Origin of the sequence: Janthinobacterium sp. FW305-129 (assembly GCF_020858115.1) — a bacterium.
Taxonomy (GTDB): Bacteria; Pseudomonadota; Gammaproteobacteria; order Burkholderiales; family Burkholderiaceae_D; genus Janthinobacterium.
In genome coordinates this window covers 156,530-171,778 of record NZ_JACYMM010000010.1, presented here as the reverse complement: position 1 = coordinate 171,778, position 15,249 = coordinate 156,530, and the positions used below count along the sequence as shown (strand labels likewise).

The following is a 15,249-nucleotide window of genomic DNA, read 5'->3' as shown; positions in this document are numbered from 1 at the left end:
GGGATCAGGAAAACACTATTGGAAAATTGGCAATTATAGGCAATTTGTATCCACAGTGCATTTAATTGCGTTTTACACCACACTTACCTGGGCGATGATGGTGACGCGCGGCCAGCGCGCCGCATAGTCCTTGCCGGCCAGGCGCTGCGCATAACCGTCCAGGCTGATGCGCGCCGGGTTGCGCCGGATCACCATATTGAACAAGTCATCGAGGCCATGCGGCGCGACGATGCCGATCTCGCCGTCGGGCTGCAGCCAGATGCCAACCGAGGTGGCAAATTCGGGCCAGGTAGCGATGGCGTCGTCGAGCGACAGCAGGGGCGGCACGGCGTAGCCAAACTCAGCTTCGAACCACAGGTGCACCCGGGCCTGGTTGCACACTTCCCATGGCAGGCCTGGCAGCACAGCTTCCAGGCGCTGGCGCAGCTGCACCTCGCTCTCCGCAAGCACATCGTGCGCATCGAAATACGCCACGTCGATATCGCTCAATGCCGACGGTTGCGCGTAGCCGTGCAAGGCATCCCACACGAGATTGCGCACGGCGCCGGCGCCGATGCAGCAGTGGGGCAAGCCCAGCTGCGCCACGGCGTGCAGGGCCTGCATGCACCACGGCGTGGCGCGGGCGATGGCGCGCAGGCGCGCGGCCAGCGCTTCCTGCGTGCGCATTCCTATGGCCGTATCTGCGGCGCCACGCCGTCGTTGCTCACCGTGCCTTCGACATTGCCGAAATACACGTCCAAATCCTGCTTCGGATGGAAGTTGCGCAGCTTGACTTGCAAGGTGGTGGGGTTGATCTTGGTGAACGTGCCGGGGAAGCACAGGCTGATCAGCTCGTCCGGTTTGCCCTTGATCAAGTTCAAGGTGAAATCCTCGATGCCATTCTTCCAGGTGTTGCCCGTCGTCAAAATGTACGAAACCCACACGGCATTGACGAAGCCGCTTTCGCCCTGCTGGGCCGCCAGGCGGTTCCACGTCTTGTAGAACGCCTTGTCGCCGCAGTATTTCTTTTCGAACTCGTTACCATCGCCCAGGTAAGAAGCGCCGGGGCCGGCCGCGACGAATGGCGCATATTGATGGCGCACGCGCACGACTTTACCGGCGGGGAATTTCTGCTGCCACAGGTAGATGACTTTCACGGTCCAGGCCGGCACCCACTCCTCGTCGTACAGCTGGGCCAGCAAGCCCTCCTTGATCATGATCTTGCTCTGCGCGGCCGTCAGCGGCGCCACCTTCTTGTCGAACGGCGTGTGCGACGGGAAATAGGCAATTTGCGCGTCGGACAGACCCAGCTGGCGCAAGCGGGCCGTCACGTCGTTGCTGTCGATCTTGGCGACAAACGTCGTCTTATAGTCCTTGCGCTTGCCATCCACGTCGACGGTAAACTGCTGCGGCTGGCCATAATACGTGGGCGAACCGTGGTAGCCGGCAGAGTATTCGGGCAGCGGGAAAAAGATCGTTTCTTCCACGTCCCTGGCCGATTCATTGAGAAATTCGTACTCGACCTTGATCAAGTCCGTGCTCACGCTGAGCACTTCCTTTTTCATGGCCACGGCGTCCGTCTTGCCGAACAGGATGCCGCCCGCGCTGACGGAACCGATGCCGTCGTTGGCCACGGCCGGCGCCGAACACGCCAGCGCCAGGGCCGCAGCCAGAACCAGCTTGCGCACGGCCATCATGCGGCCTTGCCCGGTGCGGGGTCGATCCGGCGCTGCAGCACGAAAATCGGTTGTGCCCATTGGGTATCCTTCTTTTTCTTGCTCGTGATCAAGGTCAGCTCCGAGGGATCGTAGACATCCGTGTTGTGCGTCAACGGCGTCGTCATCAGGTATTGCGCTTCCGTATTTTTCAGGAATTCGCCGACCAGCTGAATGTTGCGGATATCGAGGTGGGCAAACGGTTCGTCGATGAAGACGAAGCCGCCGGAACCGTCTTCCGACTTCAGCAGGCCGATCAGCAGCACCAGCGACTTCATCACCTGCTGGCCACCCGACGCTTCGCCATCGTTCATGCCGATGACGCCCTTGCCGTCGAATTTGAAACGCACGTGCAAGCCCGCCTGCGACAGCTGCACGTCGTCGTTTTCCAGGCGCACGGGGTCGGCATGCACTTCAATGCCGGCCAGCTCGCCCAGCTCCTTGATGTTCTTGCTGTAAGTCTTGATGGTGTAGCGCAAGCGCTCCATGTAGGCGCCGCGTGCATTGCCCGTCGCTTCGATGGCGCGGTTGTTCTGGTAGCGGCGCTCGTCCGTTTCCGACTGGCGGCCATGCAGCTGGTCCGACAGGCGGTGGTGCTGGTCGATGACGGTGGCGTCGAGTTCCCAGTCGTCGCGCGCCAGGCTGTTTTGCAGGCTGGCAACGCGCAAGTCGACCTGGTGCGCATTCTGGTGCTCGGCCACGAGGGCCGCGCGGCGCGCTGGTCGGCGCCAGCTCTTCGGCAAGTGGCGCCACGCATGGCGCAGGGCCAGCAAGGCGCGCGCATGCTCGGCGCGCTGTTCGATTTGTTTCTTGTAGCCAAGGCGCGCACCCGCTTCCGCTTCGGACAGGGCCAGGCGCGCGTTTTGCCACACGGTATCGGCACGCGTGCGCGCCACGGTGGCGTTCTTCGTCAGATTCTGCAGCTCGCCCAGGCGGCCGCCCACTTCCAGGCGCTCTTCCTTGAGCGGCTTCGAATTGCGCAGCGCTTCGGCGAATTCTTCCTGGCGCGCACTGAGTTCCTTGGCGGCATCGACGCCGGCGATGCGCGCTTTTAACGCACCCACTTCCGCCGCCAGCTTCGAGATCGCCAGGGTCAAGGTGTCTTCCTGGCCTTCCAGGCCCGGCAGCGAGCGCAGCAGCGCTTCCAGGCGGCCGCTGCGGCCAGCCTGGCCGAAGCGGTAGCGCGACGCTTCCACGAACAGCGAGCGTCCGCCGCGGCGTTCACGGTGATACGCCTCGGGCGTGATCCATTCCTCGTGGTTGCCCAATTTGAAACCGGCTTCGACGGAATCAACGCGGGCAATGCGCGACAATTGCTCGATCAGCCAGCTGGGCACGGGCGCGGAAAATTTCACCACCGCCAGCAGGCTCTCGTCTTTCGCCACCGGCGCCGTGACCAGGTCGGGCACGATGAAGTGGCGGTAGCGCTCCTTCTCGGCCAGGCGATAGGCAGCGGCCGCATCCTTGGCCTTGTCGAGCAGCACCACCGAGGCGTAACCGCCCAGTACGCCTTCGACGGCGCCCTGCCAGCGGCTGTCCGTCACTTCGACGATATCGGACAGCATGGCGTGGGCAATGCCCGCGTCGCGCAGCGCGCGGCGCATGCCGCGTACATTGTCCGGCTCCGGCATGGCCGTCTTGCCTTGCAGCGCGGCAATCGTTGCCTGCTCGCCCGCGATACGCGCCGACAAGGCGTCGCGCTGCTGGCGCTGCTGCAGCAATTGCGCTTCCTTCTGCTCCAGCTGGGCCGCCACTTCGGCGATGTCGCTGCCCGAATCGGCCGCCAGCTTGTGCAAACGGTCCTTCTGTTCCAGCAGGCTGTCCAGCGGTTTCAGTTTGGCATTGATCAAGGACAAACGGCTCTGCAAGCCGATCGACTCCTGCTCCAGCAGGGTTTCATTCATCTGCGCGTCGGACAGGGCCTTCGCCTGCGCGGCCAGCGCATTGCGTTTATCCGTCAGTTGCTGGTCGGCCTGCGCCATTGGTTTACGCGCATCGCGCAATTGCCGGCTGGCAATGGCCGCCTTTTCGCGCGCCTCGTGGTATTGCAGGCTGGGCAGCACTTCTTCCAGCAGGTTGCGGCGTTCCTTATGTAAACCTTCCCACTGGTGGTAATTGGCCACGCGCAGGCGCAAGCCTTCCAGGTTGGTTTTTGACGCTTCCAGTTCCGTTTCGAAGCGTTTCAGCTCCACTTCCGTATCGCGCTGGTGGCGTTTGGCTTCATCGTAGGCGTCCAGCACTTCCTTGTCGCCGAACACCTGGAACACCAGGTCGAGCAGCTGGCGCGGCGCGTATTCGCACAATTTATCCGTCTCGCCCTGCTCCAGCGCCAGCACTTTCGACATGGCGGGCGACAGGCCCGCATTGGCCAGGCGCTTGCGGTAGTTTTCCACGCCGAGCCAGTCGTTGGCGTCCGTGATGTCCTCGATCTGCACATTGCCCGGGCGCATCAAATACTGGCGCTTCCAGTCGCCGCCGTTCTTCTGGATCTGGCAAAACAGGGTCACTTCATCGTCGCTGAAGAAGCCGGAGCTGCGGAACGGGCGGTTCGACAGCTGCTTGCCCACGTTCTTGTTGTCAACCACGGCGCGCAGCCAGGCCGTCTGCTGGCCCGAATGGCGCGCATAGTGTTTATACGTGCGGCCCATCGAGCAATCGAGGCCGAACAGGGTACGCAAGGCGTCGAGCAAGGTCGTCTTGCCGGAGCCGTTCTGCCCCGCGATGGTGATGATCTTCGCGTCGAGCGGAATATTCTTGATGCGCTGCCAGTAATCCCAGTGCACCAGTTCAAGTGATTTGATATGAAACATGGGCGCTTTCAGTGAGGGAGGTCGGACGCAGGCTCGTCGCCCGCGTCTGGCAAGTCGCCGATATCGGCGGACAGGTCGTCTGTCAGGTCGGCATCCGGGTCGACGGCCACCAGGCGCGCGGGCGCCCGCTTGAACACGTCGGCCAGGGCGCCGTTGATGATGCGCTCTTTCAAGACGTCGGTATCCATCATCAGGTCCAGCAGCGGGCCTTCCAGGATGAAGTCGCCGCGCCGCTCGATGAAGCCGAGCTTGGCCAGGGTGCCCAGATTCATGTCCATGCGCGTCTTCTTGCCCAGCTTGTCGCCGAAGTCGGACAGCAGCGCCTTGTAGGAAATGCCGATCGACGCGTCTTCCGCGCGCGGCAGGGGCTTTTCCGTGCCAAACATGTCATTTTGATCATCATCGGCGTGCTGGTGCGTTTCCTGGCGTTCGCGCTTGGGCAGGATGATCTGCGCCCACAGCACCACCAGCAAGGCCACGCCATCGCGCGCCAAACCAAAATTGTTGTTTTGCCACACGTCGCGCGCGCCGAAGATCTTCGGTTCGATGGTGCGCGTCAGGGCCAAAGTCACATGGTCGGCGTACACGTTGTCGAGCAGTTTCAAGCCGCAGGCCAGCAGGCGCGCATCGATTTCGGCGCGGAACAGCTCGTCGGACAGCACGCGCTTGACGAGCTTGTCGTCGCGGCGCAGGGTTTGATGCGTGAGCAGGCGCGCAATCAGGATTTGGGAATCGTCATTCATCGGCGGTGCCGCTATCTAAATCAAGTGAAACATTCAGTGAAAGCGAGGCGATCGACATGGCCGCCACGTGGGGGTCGGTCAGTTGGACCATCTCGTCGGTCGGTGTAAAGGTAATCGGCAAGCGGGCCAGTTCGGCCGTCGAGCCTTGCAAGCTCGCTTCGGATACGTCGCCGAGCAGCGGCAGCATGGAGGCGCGGTACGAGGCCACGGCAAAGCTGGCCGGCAGCAGCGAATCCTGCACCGGTACGCTCTTCGGGCCCTCTTCGCCGATGCTGGGGAAATTACCCAGGCTGGCAAAGTTCGACAGGCGTTCGAGCAAATCATCGAGTTCAAGCTGCATGGCGGGACCGTCGCTGATGGTGGTGGGCGCGTCCTCTCCGCTGGGCAGGCCCGTGTTGGTGACGCCTGCCGCCCGTTCGGACAGCAGTTCCGTTTCGGCCACGTCGATCATTTCGGCCGGCGTGGAGAACAAGGGGACGACGGGCTGGTCGATGGCGCCTTCGGCCAGGCTGGCCAGGTCGTCGTGCAGCAGCAGCCAGCGCTTGATGTCGGTGGTCGACAAGCCCGACTGGCCCAGGTGCACGCGCTGGCGCTCGATCTGGTTCAGGGCGCGCGAAAACATGCCTTGCATGTTCAGCAATTTACTTTGCGCGCGGCCAATCGCCTGCGCCGCCTTGTGCGTGGCGCTGTCCGCGTTTTCATCGGAGGTGATGGCCACGAGAATCTCGGACCCCTTCTCGACCCAGTCGCAAGCCATGTTCCACTTCGCCTGCGCCGTGCGCAGCCGGAATTCCGAACCGGAGGCAATCGCGTCGGAGAATTCCTCCGTCAAGTCGACCAGGCGCCCCAGCAGATGTTGCAATTGTTCCACGGACACGCCGCCGACGGCTTGCGCGCCGGCCACCTGCGACAGCAAAAAGCCCATTTCGGCCTCGTCTTCCGTCTGGCCCAGGCCCAGCAGGCTGTCGATGGCGGACAGCACATTGCGCGCCATGGGCGTGACGCGGTACACGCCCTGCTGCGCATCCCAGGCCAGCAGCTGGTTCGAGCGCAGGCGCAGCAAGACCGTTTCCAGGCTTTCCGGCAACAGATAGGCCAGTTTCGTGTTGATATCGGCGCGCGTATAGGCGGACGTGGCCGCATCGGACGCCAGCTCGCGCAACACCAGCAGACGCACCAGCACGCCATCGAAACCGCCATGGAACAGGGCCGTAAACACTTGCAGCAAGGGTTGCGCCCGCTTCAAGTGAAAGACTTGCTCGATCTCGTCGGCCGAAATATTGGGCTGGAAATGCGCCTGCAAGGAATCGTGATGCTCTTGCTCTGTCTGATTTGCATCCGTTGCCACGGCTGCACTTGCCATTATATCAATCATTCTTTTCCGGATGAGTGTTCAGCGGGCGGCGCTGCGGGCTAACGCGGCGCTGCGGGGCGGGGGCGTCAGTATATCAGTTCTGACATGCAATTTAGCGCATGGGAGGGGGAGGTGCGGACACGGCGCAACACAGCCGCAGCGCCGTGCCGGGCTAGAATGGCCAAACAGCGAAGCAAACCCTGCCTGCCTGGCCCCGCACACTGGTGAGCACTTACTTTTTATTGATCTTCTGCAAGGTTTGTTCGACGTAATCGCCGTCTTCATCGGCGAACGTCACCTTCACGGGATACCATTCCAGCGACGGCGCCAGCCACAGATCCACTTGCTGGCCCTTCTTGTCCGGCGGCGGCGCCTTGACCAGGTGGATGGCGGCCACTTCGCCCAGGCCGGTGGCGACCTTGTCCTCCTTGACGACCTTGAAGGTCCACGGCTCGGCGTCGTGGCGGCCGGCAACGAAGAAGCTCCATTCCGAGCCCGGCGTGAATTTCTCGGGTGCGGCGCGCGCCACGCTGACCAGTTGCCAGACGGTGCTGTTGCGGTCCTGCTCGCCGCCTTTCAGCGGATAGCTGTCATCGCCTTCGCTGAAGACGATGGTCTTGCTGTCGCGCTTGAAGGTGGTGGTGGCCGCTTCCTTGCGGAAGCGTTTTTCCACGAACTGGACCGGCGCCAGGCCGTAATCGTCGACCGCACCTTCGCTGCGCTGCTCGAGGATCTTGCCGAACAGGGCAGCCTTGGTTTCGGCCAGCAGCGAGTACTTGCCGTCGCCGGCGCGCCAGTTGCTGACGGATTCGCCCGACAGCGCAATGCCGCGCTGCCTGGCCTTGATCGAGTAGACGAGGTCTGCCGATGGCGCCAGCTTGTACGGGCGCTTGATGACGGGATGCTCCACGGGCGCGTCGGCCATGGCTGGAGTCAGGGTGGCGGCCAGCAGGCTGGCGAACACAACGCGTTTTAAAGTAGTCAAAGTAATCATTTATTTTCCTGTAGCGTCATTGACGCGAATTTGGGTCACGGTTTGCGTAGTCAGCGCCCCGTTCGCTTCGGTATTGCGTATTTGTACCGGATACCATTGCATGGACGGCGCCAGCCAGATATCGAGCTGCGACGAATACGTGCCGGGCTTCGGTGGCCGGCGCACATGCCAGGTCACCAGGCGGCCCATTTTGGTCTCCAGTTCTTCCTCGCCCACCAGCTGGAAGCGGAACACGGTCGCTTCCTTTTCCTCGCCGACGAGGATGTCGATATTGCCCGCCAGCTGGTTGACGTCGGCGCGGCCGATGGCCGCCAGCTGGAACGGCACGGTCGCCTTGTCCTGCGCCCCCTCCTGCCATGGCACCGTCGCCGTCGTGGCCGAAAACGTGATGGCCCTGGCGTCGCGCTTGAAATGCGTGGCCGTTTGCGCGCGGCCCTTGCGTTTTTCCGTGGCCGTGACGGGCACGATGCCGCTGCCATCGATCAAGCCCTCGCTGGTCAGCACCAGCAAATTGATGCGGGTGATCAGCATGCTCAAGCCCACTTCCAGCTTCAGCTGATACGTGTCGCCCCGGTTTTCCCACGCCATGGCGGCCACGCCCTGCCACTTGGTGCCGTCCGCATCGCGCCGGTCCACGTGCAGGTCGAACTGGGCCGAGGCAGGCGCGTTCGTCTTGTAATGCCGGGCCTGCTCCACGGGCGGCGGCGGCGGCGCGGCAGCCGGCGCGGGCGCGGCCGCCACGGCTGGCGCGGGCGCCGTGATGGCCGGGGCAGCCACGGCTGCCGGCTCGGAGGTGGCAGGGCCTTCCGGCGCGTCGCTGGCAGGCGCCGTCCACTGTGGCACTTCGCTCGACGGCAGCACCGTCGGCGGCGGCGGTGGCGGCAAGCGGGGCTCGGGCACGGGCCGCAGCTTCGGCGGCGGAGGCGGCGGCGCTACCGGCACGGGCCTGGGCGGCTCGGCGATCAAGGCCATGCTGACCATCTGCGCATGATCCTGCCCCAGCGGCACCATGCCGGCATGCGAGGTGAGCCATTCCAACGCCACGTAATGCAGTGCGCCGATAACCGCGACAAAGACGACGGTGCGGCGGCGCGGTGGCGAAAAGAAGGAGTCAGGCATCATAGGCCGTAGTGTAACGCTTCCGCCCCGCTTCCCGCTTCTTGCCCGTGCTCAACTCTTGATGTTTTATGTAAGAAAATGTTGGTGGCATTGCGTCAGTTGCAAGCCGATATCTGCTACGCTAAGGCTATCCATCTACCAGGAGATTTCGCATGGCAAACCCGCAAATGCCCCAAATGCCGGGCGCAGCAGTTGTGACCGATACGCTCGACTTCGTCAAAAACCTGTGGGGCAGCATGAGCGTGCCCGGCATGGGCGTGCCTGGCATCACGGCGCCCACCATGTCGGTGGAAGAGCTGGACAAGAAAATCAGCGACCTGAAAGCCGTCGAAGCATGGCTGAACCTCAATACCAGCATGCTGCGCGGCAGTATCCAGGCATTGGAAGTGCAGCGCGGCACCATCGCCACCCTGAAATCGATGGGTGCTTCGCTGGCGGCGGCCATCACTCAGCCCGGCGCCAGCGAGAAAACCGTGTTTGAATCGGTGCCCTACGCTTCCGCGTTTTTCCAGCAGGCAGCACCTGTACCTGAACCAAAACCGGCTCCCGCACCTGTGCCCGCGCCGGAACCGGCTGCGGCGGCGCCTAGCGATGCCGGCAGCCAGGCGGCAGCCCAGCTGGCCAATCCAAGTGCCTGGTGGAATTTGTTACAAGATCAGTTCAAGCAAGCCGTGTCGACGGCCATGTCGCCCGACGCCGCCAGCGCGGCAGCGGCCAGCTTTGGCAGCGCGAGCAAAGCCAAACCGGCAGCGGGCAAGTCTGCAGAAGCAGGCACGGCAGCCAAGGCCAAGGCCCCGCTGCGCAAGGCGCCGGCAAAACGCGCGGCACCCAAGTCCAAGGCGCCAGGCAAATCCTGACGGCCCGGAGAGGCGATATGATCAGGCGATACGATGAATGCGGATCGCCTCGATCTGATTGTCGGCCTGGCGTTTTACGCCACCGATCGTGATCAGGCCTTCGTCGGCCAGCGCCTTGGCGTGCTCGTACGAAGACTGGAATGTTTCCAGCGTGTCTCCCTTGGCGGCCACCGGGCGTACCCAGGCAACGGCGCCGACCTTCATTTTTTTGTATACTTCATTGACCACATCACGCATAGTTTCTTCCTTATTGTTGTAGAGCAACTCAAGCGCAGGCGAACCCACGCTGGCCCCTAGTTTATCATCCGGCACGCTCCCGCACGGCTTTTCCCCCTTTTTCCGGCGCCGGCGGCGCTTTTTCCGCCACCACGACGGCCTCTTCCGGCCCGGGCGGGGGCGTCAGCTGCACCAGTTGCTCCATCAATTGCGCGAAGCGCTGCTGTCCTGGTGCAATTTTGTCTACATACAACAACACTTCCATCGCTTCGGCCGCCAGCTCCGCCTGGTAGCCGCGCTGTTCCAGGAAGGAAACGATGATTTGCGCGGAATTGAACAGGATGCGCAGGTTGTTCGGCAGCTTGTCGCGCGCCGCGCGCATCCACGCCACCGCTTCGTTCAGCTTGTCCGTCTTCCACAGCAGCACGCCCTTGTTCATCAAGTCCGACGCTTCCTTGCGCGAGGCGATGATCAGGCTCGTGCCCTCGTCGCCCATCTTCGCCTTGTCGAAGATTTTCTGTACTTCGTCCTGCACCACCTGGTTGTCGTGGTTGTTCTTCACCACGTAGCACAGCAGGCCGGCTGGCGCATCCTTGACGCCGACGGCGAACAGCAGGGTCGCCAGTTCCATGCAGATACTTTTTTCGGGCCGCGCCGGGTCTTCCAGCAGCATGGCTTCCAGTTCGTCGCCGCACTTGCGCGCGCGCCGGTAGTCGCCCGTTTCGTGGTGCACCATGCCTTCCGTGATCTTCGCGCGCAAGCCGATCTGCTCGGGCGAGAATTCGCGCTGCGCCAGCAGCAGCCATTGCAGCGCTTCCTTGGCATCCTTTTTCAACCCGCACACGCGCGCCAGGCCCAGGTAGGCGTCCGGCGTCTTCATGACGGAAAATTCCCCGATGGAAATACATTTGCGGAAAGCCTTTTCCGCCATGCTGACATTGCCTATTTTTAAGGCAGCGAGGCCCAGGTTGCGCTGGCGCGGCACGGAATTGGGCGACAGGCGCGCCGCCTTTTCCAGCACGCCGCACGCTTCCTCGTGCTGGCCCATCAGCTGGTAGGCGACGGCCATCTGGTCGTAGGCATCGATGTAGTACTTGTTTTCGACGATCACGCCCTGGAAAATCTGCCGCGCCGCCTCGTGTTCGCCGTTATTCATGCGGATCTTGCCCAGGCCCGCCCTGGCCCAGCTGTAATCGCGCTCGGCCAGCACTTTTTCGTACACGGCGCGGGCTTTTTCCGGCTCGCCGCTTTTCAGCAGCAAACTGGCCTTCATGCGCAGCAATTCCAGCTCGTGCAGCTTGTTGACCTCGATCTGCGCATCGCACAACTTGGCCGCGCGCAGATAATCCTTTTCCATGCAGGCCTGGTCGATTTCGCGGAATACCTGCTTCTTGTGCCACACGCGGTTCAGGCGCGTCAGCAGCACGCCTTCCGTGATGGGCTTGATCAGGTAGGCGTCGGGCTGGTGCTCGGCCGCGCCCATCACGGATTCCACGCTTTTTTCGGCCGACACCATCAGCCACACGCTGGACGGCGCCGTCAGATTGCGCACGCGCGTCTCTTCCAGCACTTGCTGGCCATTCTTGCCTTCGCCCAGGTTGTAATCGCACAGCACCACGTCGTAGCGCGTCTTGGCCAGCAGCTTCATGGCTTCGCCGCCGCTGGCCGCCTGGTCGATATGGCGCGCGCCCAGGTTGCGCAGCGATTCGCGCAGCAGGATGCGGATGCCGATGAAGTCGTCGACCAGCAGATAATGCTTGTCGGCCCAGTCGGTGCTGCCCGCTTCGGCGGCAGTGGCGTGGCTGTCTGTCGTCATGGCATCCTCGTTCAGGGCAGGCGCAGGATGAAACAGCCGCCGCCCAGGGCGCCGCCGTTTTCCAGGGCGATGCTGCCGCTGCTGCCCCTGTGCTTGTGCATCTTTGCCACTTCGCTGGAAAAATACAGGCCCAGGCCCGTGCTGTTGGTGGAAAAATTCACGCCGGCCGCCATACCATCCATGGCCGCGCTGCCCGCGTCGAGCAAGGCCTGCGTATAGCCGTCGCCATTGTCTTCCACGCGCAGCTCCAGCATGCCCTCGTGCTCCCGCACCGACAGGCGGATCGTGTCCTTTGTGTAGCGGATGGCGTTGTTGATGGCATGCGCCAGCACGCCGATAACGAGGTCTTCATCGAGGGTCCAGATCAGCTCCGGCGGGCAGGCGGTTTCCAGATGGATGCCTTTCGAGGCCAGCAGGATCTTTTCCTGGTCCACCACCTGGTCGATGACCTGGCTCACCAGTTGCGGCTGCACGTCGAACGGGTAGCCGGGCTTGCCCACTTCCTTGTACAGGGCCAGCAGCTGGATCAGGTTATCGTTGAGGCGCTTGGTCTGGTACAGCATCTGCGCCATCTGCAGGTAGGCGGGGTCGGCCTGGGGGGCTTCTTTCGCCTGCTCGGCCGCCAGCAAGGATTCCAGCGTGCCGCTGACGACGCTGATCGAGTTTTTCATGTCGTGCACGGTCGACGCCAGGAACAGGAATAGCTCGGGCGAGCTGTGTTGATCTTCCACTGGATATCTCCTTGGGGCCGCAGCTTGAATATTGCCAAGGATAAATTATACCGCCAGCCTGCGGGCGCCAGCCAGCCGCGCGCAAAGTCCGTGATCTGACGCAACAATGCCGCCCCCGCTGGCGCAAGGGCGGCATTCGCATGACAAGGCGACAATATCAGCGCCGGGCGCCCGCCAGGCGGCGTACCACGGCGATCATGCGGTCGATCTCCTCATACGTGTTGTAGAAGGCGAACGATGGCCGCACGGTCGCTTCCACGCCGAAGCGGCGCAAAATCGGCTGGGCGCAATGGTGCCCCGAACGCACGGCGATGCCCTCGTCGTTCAGGGCGCGCCCCACTTCCGCCGGCTCGTAGCCGGCCAGCACGAACGAGGCCACGCTGGCCTTGTCCAGCGCCGTGCCGATCAGGCGCACGCCGGGAATGGCCTGCAAGTGGTGCGTCGCGTACTCCAGCAGCGCGTGCTCGTAGGCGGCGATGTTTTCCAGGCCGATGCGCTGCACGTAATCGATGGCCGCACCCAGGCCCACGGCATCGGCGATATTGCCCGTGCCGGCCTCGAAACGGTTCGGCACGCCCTGGTAGACGGTGCGCTCGAACGTGACGTCGGCAATCATGTTGCCGCCGCCCTGCCACGGCGGCAATTGCTCGAGCAAGTCCGCCTTGCCATACACGGCGCCGATGCCCGTCGGCCCGAACACTTTATGCCCCGAAAACACATAGAAATCCGCACCGAGCGCCTGCACGTCCACGCGCAAATGCGACACGGCTTGCGCACCGTCGACCAGCACGCGCACGCCGGCCGCATGCGCCAGCGCGATGATCTGCGCCACGGGCGTCACCGTGCCGAGCGCATTCGACACCTGCGTCACGGACACCAGCTTGGTACGTCCGTTGAGCAGCTTGCGGAACTCGTCGAGCAGTACCTGCCCGCTGTCGTCGACGGGAATCACGCGCAAAATCGCGCCCTTTTCCGCCGCCAGCTGCTGCCACGGCACGATGTTGGCATGGTGTTCGAGCTGCGAGACGATGATCTCGTCGCCGCTGCCGATGTACTTGCGCCCAAACGTATTGGCGACCAGGTTGATGCCTTCCGTGGCGCCGCGCACGAAGATGATTTCATTGGCCGAGGCGGCGCCAAGGAAACTGGCCACCTTGGCGCGTGCCGCTTCATACGCATCGCTGGCGCGCGCCGCCAACGCGTGCGCGGCGCGGTGGATGTTCGAATTCTCGTGCGCATAGAAATACGACACGCGGTCGATCACCGATTGCGGCTTGTGCGTGGTGGCAGCATTGTCGAACCAGGCCAGCGGCTTGCCGTTGACCCGTTCGGCCAGCACGGGGAAATCGCGCCGCACGGCGTGCACGTCGAACGGCGCCGGCGTTTGCCCATGCCCTTGCTGCCGCGCAGGCAGCCCGGTCTGGAAATAGAACGCGGACTGGCCGTTGGACGGCGTCACGGGCAGCTGGCGCGCGGGTGCCTGCTGCGGCGTGGCAAACAGCCCTCTTAAATCATCGGGGGCCGCTTGTCCCAGCCCCTGCTGCGCCAGGCCATCGAGCTTGCCATTCGACGCGGGATAGCCATGCGCGCCACCGATAAAATAATACGGCGACGGCGCTGCAGGCGCATTGATCGCCGACAAGCGCGGCGTCGGCACGGAGGCCGGTGCCGGCGCGATGGGCGCTTCCAAAGGCGCCGTCACGGGCGGCACCTGCGCCGTCGCCACGCCGGGAGCGATGGCGGCGAACGCAGGGCCGGGCTGGGGCGGCGCACGGTTGACATAGCGGGGCGCCGCATCGAGCACGCTGCCGGAACCGCCAAGGCTGGGGGATTTATCGAGACCAGGCAAGCGCGCGAAAAACTCGCCCGCCAGGCGGTTCAGGGTCGCTTCATCGGGTAAAAACGGGACGGCAGGCAAGCCTGCCGCGCCATCACTTGTAGGTGTCTGGGTAGTCATGGTATTTACCGATCTCCACGTCTTCCAGTACGGCCAGCGCATCGTCGGTCAGCACGGCCAGCGAGCAATACAGCGAAATCAGGTAGGACGAAATCGCGTGGCGGTTGATGCCCATGAAGCGCACGGACAAGCCCGGGCTTTGCTCGCCCGCCAGGCCAGGCTGGAACAGGCCGATCACGCCTTGCCGCTGCTCGCCCGCGCGCAGCAAAATGATTTTCGTCTTGCCGTCCTCGATGGGCAGCTTGTCGGACGGCACCAGCGGCACGCCGCGCCAGGTGAGGAACTGGGAGCCGAACAGGCTGACGGTCGGTGGCGGCACGCCGCGGCGCGTGCATTCGCGGCCAAAGGCGGCAATCGCCAGCGGGTGGGCGAGGAAAAAGCCCGGTTCTTTCCACACTTTCGTCAGCAGTTCGTCAAGGTCGTCCGGCGTGGGCGCGCCCGTCAGCGTAAAAATGCGCTGGTCGTCGTGCACGCTGGCCAGCAGGCCGTAATCGGGATTGTTGATCAACTCGCTTTCCTGGCGCTCCTTGATCGTCTCGATGGTCAGGCGCAGCTGCTCCTTGATCTGGTCGTGCGGGCTGCTGTACAGATCGGACACGCGCGTGTGCACGTCGAGCACCGTGCTGACGGCATTGAGAAAATATTCGCGCGGCTGCTCGTCGTAGTCGACGAAGGTTTGCGGCAGTTCCGACTCGTCGCGCTGCGAGCAGGCCACGCGCACGTCCTTCGGGTTTTTGACGCGATTGAGGCGGTAGATACCCGCTTCCACGGGCAGCCATTGCAGCAGGTGCACGAGCCAGCGCGGCGTGATCGTGGACAGCTGGGGGACGCTCTTGCTTGCATTGGCCAGCTGGCGCGCGGCGTTATCGCCCAGCGCAAACTGGCTATCGGTTGCTTCTGCCATGACTACTCCTGATGAGAAAAGTGAATATGCTTATCTGAAAAACAAATAAAGTAT

At 63.2% G+C, this 15,249-nt stretch carries 13 protein-coding genes; 1 reads left to right on the top strand and 12 read right to left on the bottom strand.

All coding sequences use genetic code 11. The features are described 5' to 3' along the window. Positions 1 to 72 precede the first annotated feature (72 nt). The 7 genes from IGS61_RS20675 to IGS61_RS20645 all read right to left on the bottom strand — a co-directional run bounded on the left by IGS61_RS20675 (position 73) and on the right by IGS61_RS20645 (position 8,717). Complete coding sequence (locus tag IGS61_RS20675) at positions 73 to 666, bottom strand: nucleotidyltransferase family protein (RefSeq protein WP_230541354.1); 594 nt, start codon at positions 664 to 666, stop codon at positions 73 to 75. A 2-nt stretch (positions 667 to 668) separates the two neighbouring features. Continuing rightward, positions 669 to 1,676, bottom strand: a complete 1,008-nt coding sequence (locus IGS61_RS20670; RefSeq protein ID WP_230541353.1) for a DUF4424 family protein — start codon at positions 1,674 to 1,676, stop codon at positions 669 to 671. After that, positions 1,673 to 4,504, bottom strand: a complete 2,832-nt coding sequence (locus tag IGS61_RS20665; protein WP_230541352.1) for an ATP-binding protein — start codon at positions 4,502 to 4,504, stop codon at positions 1,673 to 1,675. Before IGS61_RS20665 ends, IGS61_RS20670 begins: the two co-directional genes overlap by 4 nt. 8 nt (positions 4,505 to 4,512) lie before the next feature. Continuing rightward, on the bottom strand, positions 4,513 to 5,247 hold the full coding sequence (locus IGS61_RS20660; protein WP_230541351.1) for a hypothetical protein: 735 nt from the start codon (positions 5,245 to 5,247) through the stop codon (positions 4,513 to 4,515). Next, the gene (locus tag IGS61_RS20655) at positions 5,240 to 6,622 is read right to left on the bottom strand and encodes a hypothetical protein (RefSeq protein ID WP_230541350.1); all 1,383 of its coding nucleotides are present in this window, start codon (positions 6,620 to 6,622) and stop codon (positions 5,240 to 5,242) included. The genes IGS61_RS20660 and IGS61_RS20655 overlap by 8 nt, the downstream gene beginning before the upstream one ends. Before the next feature lie 211 nt (positions 6,623 to 6,833). Continuing rightward, on the bottom strand, positions 6,834 to 7,595 hold the full coding sequence (locus IGS61_RS20650; RefSeq protein WP_230541349.1) for a DUF3108 domain-containing protein: 762 nt from the start codon (positions 7,593 to 7,595) through the stop codon (positions 6,834 to 6,836). Continuing rightward, positions 7,596 to 8,717 carry a DUF3108 domain-containing protein gene (locus tag IGS61_RS20645; protein WP_230541348.1) on the bottom strand — a complete coding sequence of 374 codons (1,122 nt, stop codon included), beginning with the start codon at positions 8,715 to 8,717 and terminating at the stop codon, positions 7,596 to 7,598. Between the two features lie 149 nt (positions 8,718 to 8,866). On the opposite strand from IGS61_RS20645, the gene IGS61_RS20640 reads away from it, so the two are divergent. Beyond that, positions 8,867 to 9,571 (top strand): PhaM family polyhydroxyalkanoate granule multifunctional regulatory protein, encoded by a 705-nt coding sequence (locus tag IGS61_RS20640; protein ID WP_230541347.1) that lies wholly within the window; start codon positions 8,867 to 8,869, stop codon positions 9,569 to 9,571. A gap of 21 nt (positions 9,572 to 9,592) precedes the next feature. On the opposite strand, the gene IGS61_RS20635 is transcribed toward IGS61_RS20640, so the two are convergent. The 5 genes from IGS61_RS20635 to IGS61_RS20615 all read right to left on the bottom strand — a co-directional run bounded on the left by IGS61_RS20635 (position 9,593) and on the right by IGS61_RS20615 (position 15,195). Beyond that, complete coding sequence (locus IGS61_RS20635) at positions 9,593 to 9,808, bottom strand: hypothetical protein (RefSeq protein ID WP_230541346.1); 216 nt, start codon at positions 9,806 to 9,808, stop codon at positions 9,593 to 9,595. Between the two features lie 64 nt (positions 9,809 to 9,872). Next, positions 9,873 to 11,603, bottom strand: a complete 1,731-nt coding sequence (locus IGS61_RS20630; protein ID WP_230541345.1) for a tetratricopeptide repeat-containing response regulator — start codon at positions 11,601 to 11,603, stop codon at positions 9,873 to 9,875. Between the two features lie 11 nt (positions 11,604 to 11,614). After that, positions 11,615 to 12,334 carry a sensor histidine kinase gene (locus tag IGS61_RS20625; RefSeq protein ID WP_230541344.1) on the bottom strand — a complete coding sequence of 240 codons (720 nt, stop codon included), beginning with the start codon at positions 12,332 to 12,334 and terminating at the stop codon, positions 11,615 to 11,617. A 157-nt stretch (positions 12,335 to 12,491) separates the two neighbouring features. Continuing rightward, entirely contained in the window at positions 12,492 to 14,291 is a 1,800-nt protein-coding gene (locus IGS61_RS20620) for a family 2A encapsulin nanocompartment cargo protein cysteine desulfurase (protein ID WP_230541343.1), read from the bottom strand. Continuing rightward, on the bottom strand, positions 14,266 to 15,195 hold the full coding sequence (locus IGS61_RS20615; protein WP_230541342.1) for a family 2A encapsulin nanocompartment shell protein: 930 nt from the start codon (positions 15,193 to 15,195) through the stop codon (positions 14,266 to 14,268). Before IGS61_RS20615 ends, IGS61_RS20620 begins: the two co-directional genes overlap by 26 nt. Positions 15,196 to 15,249: the final 54 nt, after the last annotated feature.

What these genes read in the sequence shown, in the direction of transcription:
- IGS61_RS20630 (WP_230541345.1), bottom strand. Translation starts at nt 11,603, where the DNA reads ATGACGACAGACAGCCACGCCACTGCCGCCGAAGCGGGCAGCACCGAC.
- IGS61_RS20615 (WP_230541342.1), bottom strand. Translation starts at nt 15,195, where the DNA reads ATGGCAGAAGCAACCGATAGCCAGTTTGCGCTGGGCGATAACGCCGCG.
- IGS61_RS20650 (WP_230541349.1), bottom strand. Translation starts at nt 7,595, where the DNA reads ATGATTACTTTGACTACTTTAAAACGCGTTGTGTTCGCCAGCCTGCTG.
- IGS61_RS20675 (WP_230541354.1), bottom strand. Translation starts at nt 666, where the DNA reads ATGCGCACGCAGGAAGCGCTGGCCGCGCGCCTGCGCGCCATCGCCCGC.
- IGS61_RS20620 (WP_230541343.1), bottom strand. Translation starts at nt 14,291, where the DNA reads ATGACTACCCAGACACCTACAAGTGATGGCGCGGCAGGCTTGCCTGCC.
- IGS61_RS20655 (WP_230541350.1), bottom strand. Translation starts at nt 6,622, where the DNA reads ATGATTGATATAATGGCAAGTGCAGCCGTGGCAACGGATGCAAATCAG.
- IGS61_RS20665 (WP_230541352.1), bottom strand. Translation starts at nt 4,504, where the DNA reads ATGTTTCATATCAAATCACTTGAACTGGTGCACTGGGATTACTGGCAG.
- IGS61_RS20660 (WP_230541351.1), bottom strand. Translation starts at nt 5,247, where the DNA reads ATGAATGACGATTCCCAAATCCTGATTGCGCGCCTGCTCACGCATCAA.
- IGS61_RS20640 (WP_230541347.1), top strand. Translation starts at nt 8,867, where the DNA reads ATGGCAAACCCGCAAATGCCCCAAATGCCGGGCGCAGCAGTTGTGACC.
- IGS61_RS20645 (WP_230541348.1), bottom strand. Translation starts at nt 8,717, where the DNA reads ATGATGCCTGACTCCTTCTTTTCGCCACCGCGCCGCCGCACCGTCGTC.
- IGS61_RS20635 (WP_230541346.1), bottom strand. Translation starts at nt 9,808, where the DNA reads ATGCGTGATGTGGTCAATGAAGTATACAAAAAAATGAAGGTCGGCGCC.
- IGS61_RS20670 (WP_230541353.1), bottom strand. Translation starts at nt 1,676, where the DNA reads ATGATGGCCGTGCGCAAGCTGGTTCTGGCTGCGGCCCTGGCGCTGGCG.